Raw genomic sequence first — 12,514 nt, 5'->3', positions numbered from 1 at the left:
CTTGTTGTTTTCATGTATCAAGACAGGATCACTATGCCGGCTTCATTCGTTCATCTACGCCTGCACACTGAGTACTCCCTGGTCGACGGCCTGGTACGGATCAAACCGCTGGTCAAAACCCTGGTGGGCATGAACATGCCTGCGGTCGCGGTTACCGACCAGAACAACATGTGTTCCCTGGTCAAGTTCTACAAGAACGCCATGGGCGCCGGCATCAAGCCGATCTGCGGCGCCGACCTCTGGCTGTCCAACAAAGACCCGGATAACCCCCTGAGCCGCATCAGCCTGCTGGCGATGAACGGCGTGGGTTATCGCAACCTCACCGAACTGATCTCCCGTGGCTTTATCGATGGCCAGCGTAACGGCTCAATCATCATCGAGCGCGAGTGGGTGGCCGAAGCCAGCGAAGGCCTGATCATGCTCTCGGCGGCCAAAGAGGGCGAAATCGGTATCGCGCTGCTGGGCGGCAACCCTCAGGAAGCCGAAGTGCTGGCGCGTGAGTGGATGCAGGTGTTCCCAGGCCGGTTCTACCTGGAAGTCCAGCGCACCAACCGTCCCAACGATGAAGAGCATCTGCACGCTGCCGTCGCCCTGGCCGATAAGCTGGGTGCGCCGCTGGTGGCGACCAACGATGTGCGCTTTATCAAGAAAGAAGACTTCGAAGCCCACGAAACCCGCGTGTGCATCGGTGAAGGCCGGGCCCTGGATGACCCGCGCCGCTCGAAGAACTACAGCGAAGAGCAGTACCTCAAAAGCGCCGAGGAAATGGCGGAGCTGTTCAGCGACTTGCCCGAGGCCCTGGAAAACTCCGTCGAGATCGCCAAGCGCTGCAATATTGAAGTGAAGCTGGGCAAGCACTTTTTGCCCAACTTCCCGATACCCGATGGCATGACCATCGATGAGTATTTCCGCAAAGTGTCGTTCGATGGTCTGGAAGAACGCCTTAGTGTTCTGCTGCCCAAGGACACCACCGAGGACTACGAAGCCAAGCGCCAGGTGTATGTCGATCGGTTGAATTTCGAGCTGGATATCATTATCCAGATGGGATTCCCCGGTTACTTCCTGATCGTAATGGACTTTATCCAGTGGGCAAAAAACAACGGTGTACCGGTAGGCCCTGGCCGGGGGTCAGGTGCTGGCTCGCTGGTGGCCTACGTACAGAAGATCACCGACCTTGACCCGCTTGAATATGACCTGCTGTTCGAACGGTTCCTGAACCCGGAACGGGTTTCCATGCCCGACTTCGACGTCGACTTCTGCATGGATGGCCGTGACCGCGTGATTGAGTACGTGGCCGAAAAATATGGCCGCAACGCGGTGAGTCAGATCATCACCTTCGGCTCCATGGCCGCCAAAGCGGTAATCCGCGACGTGGCGCGGGTGCAGGGCAAGTCCTACGGTTTGGCGGACCGCCTGTCGAAGATGATCCCGTTCGAAGTCGGCATGACCCTGGAAAAAGCCTACGAGCAGGAAGAAATCCTGCGCGACTTCATCAAGGTCGATGAAGAAGCCGCCGAAATCTGGGACATGGCGCGCAAGCTCGAAGGCGTGGTGCGTAACGTCGGTAAACACGCTGGTGGCGTGGTTATTGCGCCGACCAAGCTCACCGACTTTTCGCCGATCTATTGCGATGAAGAAGGCGACGGCCTGGTCACCCAGTTCGACAAGGACGACGTGGAGGCCGCCGGCCTGGTGAAGTTCGACTTCCTCGGCCTGCGGACCCTGACGATCATCGACTGGGCACTCAAGACCATCAACCGCGACCGTGCCAAGGTCGGCGAAGAACCGCTGGATATCGCGTTTATCCCGCTGGACGACAAACCGACCTATAGCCTGCTGCAAAAAGCCGAAACCACGGCGGTGTTCCAGCTTGAATCCCGGGGCATGAAGGAGCTGATCAAAAAGCTCAAGCCCGACTGCCTGGAAGACTTGATCGCACTGGTGGCCCTGTTCCGTCCGGGCCCGCTGCAATCGGGCATGGTGGATGACTTCATCAACCGTAAACACGGCCGCGCCGAGCTGGCTTACCCGCACTCCGACTACCAGTACGAGGGCCTCAAGCCCGTACTGGCGCCGACCTACGGCATCATCCTGTACCAAGAACAGGTGATGCAGATCGCCCAGGTGATGGCCGGCTACACCCTCGGCGGTGCGGACATGCTGCGTCGCGCCATGGGTAAGAAAAAGCCCGAGGAAATGGCCAAGCAGCGCGGCGGTTTCATTGAAGGTTGCGCCACCAACAACATCGATGCCGACCTGGCCGGTAACATCTTCGACCTGGTAGAAAAATTCGCCGGTTATGGCTTCAACAAATCCCACTCCGCCGCCTATGGCCTGGTGTCGTACCAGACCGCCTGGTTGAAAGCCCACTACCCGGCACCGTTCATGGCGGCGGTACTCTCGGCGGATATGCACAACACCGACAAGGTCGTGACCTTGATCGAGGAAGTGCGCACCATGAAGCTGCGCCTCGACGCGCCGGACGTGAACGCTTCGGAGTTCAAGTTCACGGTGAACGACGAAGGCCGCATCATCTATGGCCTCGGCGCGATCAAAGGCGTGGGCGAGGGCCCGGTGGAGGCCATTACCGAAGCGCGTCAGGACGGGCCGTTCAAGGACCTGTTCGATTTCTGCGCGCGGGTGGATCTCAAGCGCATCAACAAACGTACCCTCGATGGCCTGATCCGCAGCGGCGCACTCGACCGTCTTGGCCCGTATTTTCATGATGAGCCCAAGGCTTACCAGGCCAATATCGATCGTAACCGGGCGGTGCTGCTGACCGCCATGGAAGAGGCGATCAAGGCCGCCGAGCAGACCGCTCGTACCCATGACAGCGGCCACGCCGACCTGTTTGGCGGGCTGTTCGTCGAAGAGGATGCGGATGTCTACGCGAATCACCGCAAGGCCAAGGAGCTGACTCTGAAGGAACGCCTCAAGGGTGAAAAAGACACCTTGGGCCTGTACCTCACCGGTCACCCGATTGACGAGTACGAAGGCGAAATCCGCCGTTTTGCCCGTCAGCGCATCATCGACCTCAAACCGGCGCGGGATACCCAGACCGTCGCCGGTATGATCATCGCCCTGCGGGTGATGAAAAATAAGAAGGGCGACAAGATGGGCTTCATCACCCTCGATGACCGCTCGGGCCGCATCGAAGCGTCATTGTTTGCCGACGCGTTTCACTCCGCCCAATCGCTGTTGCAGACCGACGCCATGGTGGTGGTGGAAGGGGAGGTCAGCAATGATGACTTCTCCGGTGGCCTGCGCCTGCGCATCAAGCGCGTGATGAGCATGGAAGACGCTCGCACCAACCTGGCCGAAAGCCTGCGCCTGAAGGTCAAAACCGAAGCGCTTAAAGGCGATCAGCTACGCTGGTTGGGTGATCTGCTAAAACGCCATCGTGGCGCATGCCCGGTGACCATGGAGTACACCGGCAGCGATGCCAAGGCCATGTTGCAGTTTGGTGAGACGTGGCGAATTGATCCCGCTGATGGCTTGATTCAAGCTTTGCGTGACCAGTTCGGGCGAGACAACGTCTTCCTCCAATACCGTTGACGGTCAGATAGATCTGATCTCGACTAAACATTTAATCTCGACCTAAACGCGCCTCTCCCTTAAGGTAGGGCGCGAATAGACAACCGGCTGGCCAGGCACCCCTTGGCCGTCGACCCAAGACGGACGCTTATGAACCCGAATTTTCTTGATTTCGAACAGCCGATCGCTGACCTGCAAGCCAAGATCGAAGAGCTGCGCCTGGTCGGCAATGACAATTCGCTGAACATCGGTGATGAAATCGCTCGCCTGCAAGACAAGAGCAGCACGCTCACCGAAGACATCTTCGGCAAGCTGACCAGCTGGCAGATCGCGCGCCTGGCTCGCCACCCGCGCCGTCCCTACACCCTGGACTACATCGAACACATCTTCACCGAGTTCGACGAGTTGCACGGCGACCGTCACTTCTCCGACGACGCGGCCATTGTGGGCGGTATCGCTCGCCTGGACGATCAGCCGGTTATGGTGATCGGTCATCAGAAAGGCCGTGAAGTGCGCGAGAAAGTACGCCGCAACTTCGGCATGCCGCGCCCGGAAGGCTATCGCAAGGCGTGCCGCCTGATGGAAATGGCCGAGCGCTTCAAGATGCCGATCCTGACCTTCATCGACACGCCGGGTGCCTACCCGGGTATCGACGCCGAAGAGCGCAACCAGAGCGAAGCGATTGCCTGGAACCTGCGCGTCATGGCGCGCCTGAAAACCCCGATCATTGCCACCGTGATCGGTGAAGGTGGTTCCGGCGGTGCCCTGGCCATTGGTGTCTGCGACCAATTGAACATGTTGCAGTACTCGACCTACGCGGTGATCTCGCCGGAAGGTTGTGCCTCGATCCTGTGGAAAACCGCCGAAAAGGCGCCGGACGCTGCCGAAGCCATGGGCATCACCGCCGATCGCCTCAAAGGCCTGGGTATCGTGGACAAGGTCATCGCCGAGCCACTGGGCGGCGCCCACCGTGACCCGGCTGCCGCCGCTGCGACCATCCGTGCCGAGTTGGGTTCGCAACTGGCGATGCTCAAGAAGCTGGATAACGAAGCGCTGCTGGCTCGTCGTTATGAGCGCCTGATGAGCTACGGCCTCTAAGAGCGACTTAGTACTAAAATGTGGGAGCGGGCTTGCTCGCGAATGCGGAGTGTCAGTCACTGAATATGTGTCTGATACACCGCATTCGCGAGCAAGCCCGCTCCCACATTTGTTTTGTGCAGGCTGGTTTATTTCATTCCAGATGAATGGCGGTACTTTGTCATGACGCCCAGCTTATCCGCCAAATTCCTGCAAGCCCTGTCCCCCTGGCGCAACGCCCCGGCATGGCATATCGCTTTCTCCGGTGGGCTCGATTCCGCCGTGCTGCTGCATCTTCTGGCCACCCTGGCAAGATCCGAAACATTACCGCCCCTCAGCGCCGTTCATGTCCACCATGGTCTGCAAGCTGCTGCCGATGCATGGCCTGCTCATTGCCAATCGGTCTGCGACGCCCTGGGCGTACCTTTGCGCGTCATGCGCGTGCAGGTCAGTCCCGGTGCGAGCCTTGAACGCGCGGCCCGCGAGGCGCGCTACCAAGCGTTCATGCAAGTCATGGAGGCAGGGGAGGTGCTTTTCACTGGCCAGCATCGCGACGATCAAGCCGAAACCCTGCTGTTTCGCCTGCTGCGTGGCGCCGGTGTGCGAGGGTTGGCGGCTATGCCTGAGCATCGCCCGTTGGCCCAAGGCCGCTTGGTGCGGCCGTTGCTGGCGTGCACCCGTAGCGAGCTGGAAGCCTACGCCCATCAGCATCAGTTGCAGTGGATCGAAGACCCCTCCAACGTTGATTCCCGGTTTTCCCGCAATTACTTGCGTCACCGTGTACTCCCTGCCGTGACGGAGCGCTGGCCCCAGGCGATCACCCACCTGGCTCGCACGGCTGAACACATGGCTGAGGCTCAGGGGCTGCTCGACGAATTGGCGCTGATGGACCTGCAGCGCGCCGATCAGCCTTCTGCGTTTCCCTGGTTGCCTCTGCAGTCCCTGGCGCTTGAACCATTGCGTGAATTGTCCGATGCCCGCCAGCGTAACGCCCTGCGGCATTGGCTCATGCCACTGACCCGTTTACCCGACAGCGATCACTGGGCCGGTTGGCATGCCCTGCGCGATGCCAAGCGTGACGCACAGCCTCTGTGGCGCCTGGCCGACGGCCAAATGCAGCGTAGCGGTGAACGCATCTGGTGGTTGCCCACAACATGGTCGGAGTTTTCCGACGCATCGGTGAGCTGGCCCGATCCGCAAAATCCACTAGAGTTAACGGGCAATGGTCAACTGAGATTTATCGGCAAGGCCCCCGAAGGCCCGCTGCAGGTGCGTTATCGCCAGGGTGGCGAAATCATCGACGTACCGGGCCGAGGCCGGCGCGATCTCAAGCGTCTGCTGAATGAAAGCGGCATGCCGGGCTTCGTCCGTGGCAGATTGCCGCTGGTCTATCGGGGCGAGCAATTGCTGGCTGTGCCAAGCGTTGCGGGGGCATGGGCCCGGTCGATGGGTGAGGTGCAATTGGATTGGTTGCCACAGACCTGCGATCAAGGTTTGAGCTGATAGCGCCTTTCCGGTAGACTACGCTCCCTTCTTGATACAACTTCTGTGGATTCGCCTGAATCGCAGTCGTTGCCGATTACCAAGCAGTCTTTGCTGGGCGATTCCAAAAAATGTGTAGCGATCAACGTACCGGTGTTTCATTGCTGGTCTGTCACAACGCGGCGGTTTTTTTGAAAGGTGCACTGTGATTAATGCAGGTGATCGGGGGCTTCGGCCTTCCTTCGCTTTCCCCGGCGGCTCGGACCGCTTTAACGCAGACTTCTAGGGTTTTTCATGACGCGCTACATATTCGTCACGGGCGGTGTTGTTTCTTCATTGGGGAAAGGCATTGCCTCCGCTTCATTGGCGGCCATCCTGGAGGCGCGGGGACTTAAGGTCACCATGCTCAAGCTGGACCCGTACATCAACGTCGACCCGGGCACCATGAGCCCGTTCCAGCACGGTGAAGTGTTCGTCACCCACGACGGCGCCGAGACCGACCTGGACCTGGGCCACTACGAGCGGTTCATCCGCACGACCATGACCCAGAACAACAACTTCACCACCGGCCGTGTCTACGAGCACGTGTTGCGCAAAGAGCGCCGTGGTGACTACCTGGGTGCAACCATCCAGGTGATCCCGCACATCACCGACGAAATCAAGCGCCGCATCATCAAGGGTGCAGGCGATGCCGACGTGGCCATGGTCGAGATCGGTGGCACCGTGGGTGACATCGAGTCCCAACCGTTCCTCGAGGCCATCCGCCAGTTGCGTTTCGAAGTCGGCGCCAAGCGCGCGATGCTGATGCACCTGACATTGGTGCCGTACATCGCCACTGCCGGCGAAACCAAAACCAAGCCTACCCAGCACTCGGTCAAGGAACTGCGTTCCATCGGCCTGCAGCCGGATGTGCTGGTATGCCGCTCCGATCACCCGATCGATATTTCCTCGCGCCGCAAGATTGCGCAGTTCACCAACGTTGAAGAACGTGCGGTGATTGCCCTGGAAGACGCCGACACCATCTACAAGATCCCGGGCATCCTGCATTCGCAAGGCCTGGATGATTTTGTGGTCGAGCGTTTCGGCTTGCAGTGCGGCGGTGCAGACCTGTCCGAGTGGGAAGCGGTTGTCGACGCCAAGCTCAACCCAGAGCATGAAGTCACCATCGCCATGGTCGGCAAATACATGGAACTGCTGGACGCGTACAAGTCGCTGATCGAAGCCATGAGCCACGCCGGTATCAGCAACCGTACCAAGGTCAACCTGCGCTACATCGACTCCGAAGACATCGAGAACCAGGGCACTGCGCTGCTCGAAGGTGTTGACGCTATCCTCGTTCCCGGCGGTTTCGGCCTGCGTGGTGTGGAAGGCAAGATCACTGCCGTGCAGTACGCCCGTGAAAACAAGGTGCCGTACCTGGGTATCTGCCTGGGCATGCAAGTGGCCGTTATCGAGTTCGCCCGTAACGTGCTGGGCTGGAAAGACGCCAACTCTACCGAGTTCGATCACAGCAGCGGCCATCCGGTCGTGGGTCTGATCACCGAGTGGGAAGACGCCACTGGCGCCGTTGAAACCCGTACCGAAACGTCCGACCTGGGCGGCACCATGCGCCTGGGTGCACAGGATTGCCTGCTGGAAGCTGGCTCGCTGGTACACGACTGCTACGGCAAGGACGTGATCGTCGAGCGTCACCGCCACCGCTATGAAGTGAACAACAACCTGCTGCCGCAGATCAAAGAAGCTGGCCTGAAAATCTCCGGCCGCTCCGGTGATGGCAAGCTGGTTGAAGTGGTCGAGGCACCGGATCATCCGTGGTTCGTGGCGTGTCAGTTCCACCCGGAGTTCACCTCGACGCCGCGCGACGGTCACCCGTTGTTCAGTGGTTTCGTCAAAGCAGCACTGACGCAACATCAGAAGAAGGCGTAAACCTGATGGCCCAGAAGATCATTCGCGTAGGCGACATCGAGATTGCCAACGACAAGCCCATGGTGCTGTTCGGCGGCATGAACGTGCTGGAAAGCCGCGACATGGCGATGCAGGTGTGTGAGGAGTACGTGCGGGTCACCCAGAAACTGGGTATCCCTTACGTCTTCAAGGCCAGCTTCGACAAGGCCAACCGTTCGTCCGTGACCTCCTATCGCGGCCCGGGCCTTGAAGAAGGCATGCGGATCTTCCAGGACATCAAGCAAGCCTTCGGCGTGCCGATCATCACCGACGTCCACGAGCCTGAGCAGGCTGCCGTGGTCGCCGAGGTGTGCGACATCATCCAGTTGCCGGCCTTCCTGTCGCGCCAGACCGACCTCGTGGTCGCCATGGCCAAGACCGGCGCTGTGATCAACATCAAGAAAGCCCAATTCCTCGCTCCTCAGGAGATGAAACACATCCTGAGCAAATGCGTGGAAGCGGGTAACGACCAGTTGATCCTCTGCGAGCGGGGTTCGAGCTTCGGCTACAACAACCTCGTGGTGGACATGCTCGGTTTCGGCATCATGAAACAGTTCGAATACCCCGTGTTCTTCGACGTGACCCACGCGCTGCAAATGCCCGGTGGTCGTTCGGACTCCGCTGGCGGGCGACGTGCCCAGGTGACGGACCTGGCCAAGGCGGGCATGAGCCAGTCCCTGGCGGGCCTGTTCCTTGAAGCTCACCCGGACCCGGACAACGCCAAATGTGATGGCCCATGCGCCCTGCGCCTGGACAAGCTGGAGCCATTCCTGGCCCAACTCAAGCAGTTGGACGAGCTGGTCAAGAGTTTTCCGACGGTAGAGACCGCGTAACTGGCATTTCTCCGGTAGAATTTCCCACGCTTTACGCTCAGGCCCCCGGGCCTGAGCCTTGTCGTCTGCAAGCCTGCCCCGTTGTTCCACCCTTGCGGTCGGTCAAAAGATTTCCTTCAGCTGCGTCGTTTTCGTCAACTTTGGAGTGTTTACAACAATGGCAAAAATCGTCGACATCAAAGGTCGTGAAGTTCTCGACTCCCGTGGCAACCCCACCGTCGAAGCCGACGTGCTTCTCGATAACGGCATCATCGGCAGCGCCTGCGCGCCGTCCGGTGCTTCCACCGGTTCGCGCGAAGCGCTGGAACTGCGTGATGGCGACAAGAGCCGTTACCTGGGCAAGGGTGTACTCAAGGCTGTAGCCAACATCAACGGTCCGATTCGTGACCTGTTGCTGGGCAAGGACCCGCTGGACCAGAAAGCCCTGGACCACGCGATGATCAAGCTCGACGGCACTGAAAACAAAGGCAGCCTCGGCGCCAACGCCATCCTCGCGGTGTCCCTGGCAGCTGCCAAGGCGGCTGCGCAGGACCAGGACCTGCCGTTGTACGCACACATTGCCAATCTGAATGGCACACCGGGCGTCTACTCGATGCCGGTGCCGATGATGAACATCATCAACGGTGGCGAGCACGCAGATAACAACGTCGACATCCAGGAATTCATGGTACAGCCGGTTGGCGCCAAGTCCTTCTCCGAAGGCCTGCGCATGGGTACCGAGATTTTCCATCACCTCAAGGCTGTACTGAAGGCTCGTGGCCTGAGCACTGCCGTGGGTGACGAAGGTGGTTTCGCGCCGAACCTGGCCTCCAACGAAGATGCACTGAAAGTCATCTCCGAAGCCGTGGCCAACGCTGGCTACAAGCTGGGCACCGACGTGACCCTGGCCCTGGACTGCGCCGCCAGCGAATTCTATGAAGACGGCAAGTACAACCTGTCCGGCGAAGGCCAGGTGTTCAACTCCGAAGGCTTCGCTGAATACCTCAAAGGCCTGACCCAGCGCTACCCGATCATCTCGATCGAAGACGGCCTGGACGAGTCCGACTGGGATGGCTGGAAAATCCTCACCGACAAGATCGGCGAAAAAATCCAGCTGGTGGGTGACGACCTGTTCGTGACCAACACCAAGATCCTGAAAGAAGGCATCGACAAGAAGATCGCCAACTCGATCCTGATCAAGTTCAACCAGATCGGCACCCTGACCGAAACCCTGGAAGCCATCCAGATGGCCAAGGCCGCGGGCTACACCGCCGTGATCTCCCATCGCTCCGGCGAAACCGAAGATTCCACCATTGCCGACCTGGCCGTGGGTACTTCGGCGGGCCAGATCAAGACCGGTTCCCTGTGCCGTTCCGATCGCGTGTCCAAGTACAACCAATTGCTGCGCATCGAAGAGCAATTGGCAGGTAAAGCCAAGTACAACGGTCGTGGCGAGTTTCGCGGCTAAGCAGTAAATGGTAAAAAGTCGGCAGATAGCGTCAGAAATCTCACGAAAATGTGAATTTCGGCGCTAATCTGCTGACTGACAAGCGCAAGCCTGGTTTTTCCAGGCTTTGTGCTATCAGTTGCTGCAAAAGGTTTGCATAACTGTCTTTTTTAACTGGATACCCGGATTTCGATGCGCAGTCCCAATTGGTTGTTCCTCGTCTTGCTCTTGTTGCTGGCTGGCCTGCAGTACCGCCTATGGGTCGGTAATGGCAGCTTTGCGCAGGTGGAAGAACTGACCCAGCAAATTGCCGACCAGCGTGCCGAAAACGAACGCCTGCTGGAGCGCAACCGTGTCCTGGACGCTGAAGTGCTTGAGCTGAAAAAAGGCACGGAGACCGTTGAAGAGCGGGCTCGTCATGAGTTGGGCATGGTCAAGGAGGGCGAGACCCTCTACCAGTTGGCCCAATGAGCCACGATTTACCGGCCTTCTGGGCCGTGATTCCTGCCGCGGGCGTCGGTGCCCGTATGGCCGCAGACCGTCCCAAGCAGTACCTGCAACTGGGCGGGCGCACTATTCTCGAACACAGCCTCGGCTGTTTTCTCGACCACCCACGCCTCAAGGGCCTGGTGGTCAGTCTTGCAATTGACGATCCTTATTGGCCCACCTTGGCATGCGCCACTGACCCGCGTATACAGCGTGCCGACGGGGGCTCGGAACGTTCCGGCTCGGTACTCAATGCGCTGCTGCAACTCAACGCCCTGGGCGCCAGTGATGACGACTGGGTGTTGGTGCACGACGCTGCGCGGCCTAACCTGAGCCGTGATGACCTCGACAAATTGTTGGCGGAACTGGCTGACGATCCGGTAGGCGGCCTGCTGGCGGTGCCGGCGCGCGACACCCTCAAGCGTGTCGACAAGCATGGCCGTGTGGTGGATACCGTTGATCGCAGCCTGATCTGGCAGGCTTACACGCCGCAGATGTTCCGCCTGGGCGCCTTGCATCGCGCCTTGGCCGACAGCCTGGTGGCCGATGCGGTGATCACCGATGAAGCGTCGGCCATGGAATGGTCCGGGCAGGCGCCGCGCCTGATCGAAGGGCGTTCGGACAATATCAAGGTGACTCGGCCGGAAGACCTGGAGTGGTTGAAGTTGCGCTGGGCTAACCGGCGGTAACCCGTCAGACCGGGTCTGCTTCATCGCAGGCAAGCCAGCTCCCACATTTGATCGCTGCCACATCAAACAACACGTCCAACTGTGGGAGCCGGGCTTGCCCGCGATGAGGCCGGTGCAGACCACCTCAATTCAATGCTTGTACTCCGGCCTCTGCGCCAACCCCACCTTCAAAAAGTCCACCAGCTTCCTCACCTTCGGCGACAAATGCCGCTGCTGCGGATACAACGCCCACACCGCAGTATTTGGCGGTTGATGAGCCTCCAGCAACGACACCAACGCCCCGCTGTGCAGATGCTCCAGCACGTAGTAATCCGGCAACTGGCACAAGCCCATGCCTTGTAACGCCGCATCCAGCACCGCTTGCCCGCTGTTGCAGCGCCAATTGCCTTGCACGCGCTGGGAAAATTCCCGCCCATCCTGAGCCATTTGCCAGATATCCGAGCTGCCAATCAGGCAGTTATGCCGGCTCAACTCCGACAAACTGTGTGGCCGACCGTACCGTTCGAGGTAGGAGGGCGACGCGCACAGGTACATGCGTCGAGGTGCCAGGCGGCTGGCAACCATGCGCGAGTCTTGCAGGCGTCCCAGGCGGATGGCCAGGTCGAGGCCTTCATGCACCAGGTCCAGCGAGCGGTTGGTCAACTCGATGTCCACGCGCAGTTGCGGATAGTGCGCCATGAATCGTGTCACCAGCGGCACGATAAAGCGTTCGCCATAGGCCACGGCGCAGGTCATGCGCAACATGCCCTTGGGTTCGCTGGTCAGGTCGCCCACCGCCCGCAACGCTTCCTCGCGACCGTCCTGCAGGCGTTGGCAGTGCTGCAGGAAGGTCTGACCGGCTTCGGTCAAAGTCACCTTGCGCGTACTGCGGTACAGCAATCGGGTTTGCAGGCGTTCTTCAAGGCGCGCCACTTGCCGGCTGACATGGGATGAAGACACCCCCAACCGTTCGGCCGCCGCCGTGAACTGGCTGCATTCGGCCACCGCGACAAACTCGTCAATGCCTTCCCAGCGGTTCTCCAGCATGGTGATTGTCCCTGTAC

9 protein-coding genes are annotated in these 12,514 nt (G+C 59.7%); 8 read left to right on the top strand and 1 reads right to left on the bottom strand.

Annotated features, from left to right (window positions below; genetic code table 11):
* Positions 1 to 33 precede the first annotated feature (33 nt).
* The 8 genes from dnaE to ispD all read left to right on the top strand — a co-directional run bounded on the left by dnaE (position 34) and on the right by ispD (position 11,471).
* Complete coding sequence (gene dnaE / locus BMH52_RS23880) at positions 34 to 3,555, top strand: DNA polymerase III subunit alpha (protein WP_003189180.1); 3,522 nt, start codon at positions 34 to 36, stop codon at positions 3,553 to 3,555.
* A gap of 129 nt (positions 3,556 to 3,684) precedes the next feature.
* Positions 3,685 to 4,632 (top strand): acetyl-CoA carboxylase carboxyltransferase subunit alpha, encoded by a 948-nt coding sequence (locus tag BMH52_RS23875; RefSeq protein WP_003189182.1) that lies wholly within the window; start codon positions 3,685 to 3,687, stop codon positions 4,630 to 4,632.
* Positions 4,633 to 4,794: 162 nt separating this feature from the next.
* Positions 4,795 to 6,114 carry a tRNA lysidine(34) synthetase TilS gene (tilS, locus tag BMH52_RS23870; protein ID WP_073845265.1) on the top strand — a complete coding sequence of 440 codons (1,320 nt, stop codon included), beginning with the start codon at positions 4,795 to 4,797 and terminating at the stop codon, positions 6,112 to 6,114.
* 273 nt (positions 6,115 to 6,387) lie between these two features.
* Entirely contained in the window at positions 6,388 to 8,019 is a 1,632-nt protein-coding gene (locus BMH52_RS23865; protein ID WP_003189189.1) for a CTP synthase, read from the top strand.
* 5 nt (positions 8,020 to 8,024) lie between these two features.
* Positions 8,025 to 8,870, top strand: coding sequence for a 3-deoxy-8-phosphooctulonate synthase (kdsA, locus tag BMH52_RS23860; protein ID WP_003189190.1), 846 nt, complete (start codon positions 8,025 to 8,027; stop codon positions 8,868 to 8,870).
* Between the two features lie 157 nt (positions 8,871 to 9,027).
* Complete coding sequence (gene eno / locus BMH52_RS23855) at positions 9,028 to 10,317, top strand: phosphopyruvate hydratase (protein ID WP_003189193.1); 1,290 nt, start codon at positions 9,028 to 9,030, stop codon at positions 10,315 to 10,317.
* A gap of 171 nt (positions 10,318 to 10,488) precedes the next feature.
* Positions 10,489 to 10,767: a cell division protein FtsB gene (ftsB, locus tag BMH52_RS23850; RefSeq protein WP_003189195.1), complete on the top strand. Its 279-nt coding sequence runs from the start codon at positions 10,489 to 10,491 to the stop codon at positions 10,765 to 10,767.
* Positions 10,764 to 11,471 (top strand): 2-C-methyl-D-erythritol 4-phosphate cytidylyltransferase, encoded by a 708-nt coding sequence (gene ispD / locus BMH52_RS23845; RefSeq protein WP_014717241.1) that lies wholly within the window; start codon positions 10,764 to 10,766, stop codon positions 11,469 to 11,471. The genes ftsB and ispD overlap by 4 nt, the downstream gene beginning before the upstream one ends.
* Before the next feature lie 129 nt (positions 11,472 to 11,600).
* Here ispD and BMH52_RS23840 read toward each other — a convergent pair whose 3' ends face one another.
* Entirely contained in the window at positions 11,601 to 12,497 is an 897-nt protein-coding gene (locus BMH52_RS23840) for a LysR substrate-binding domain-containing protein (RefSeq protein ID WP_019817856.1), read from the bottom strand.
* Positions 12,498 to 12,514: the final 17 nt, after the last annotated feature.

The sequence above is a fragment of the Pseudomonas sp. BTN1 genome (genome assembly GCF_001907715.1).
GTDB classification, from domain to species: Bacteria; Pseudomonadota; Gammaproteobacteria; order Pseudomonadales; family Pseudomonadaceae; genus Aquipseudomonas; species Aquipseudomonas paracarnis.
Note: the sequence above shows the minus strand (reverse complement) of the source record. Positions and strands in the feature narration are given on the sequence as shown.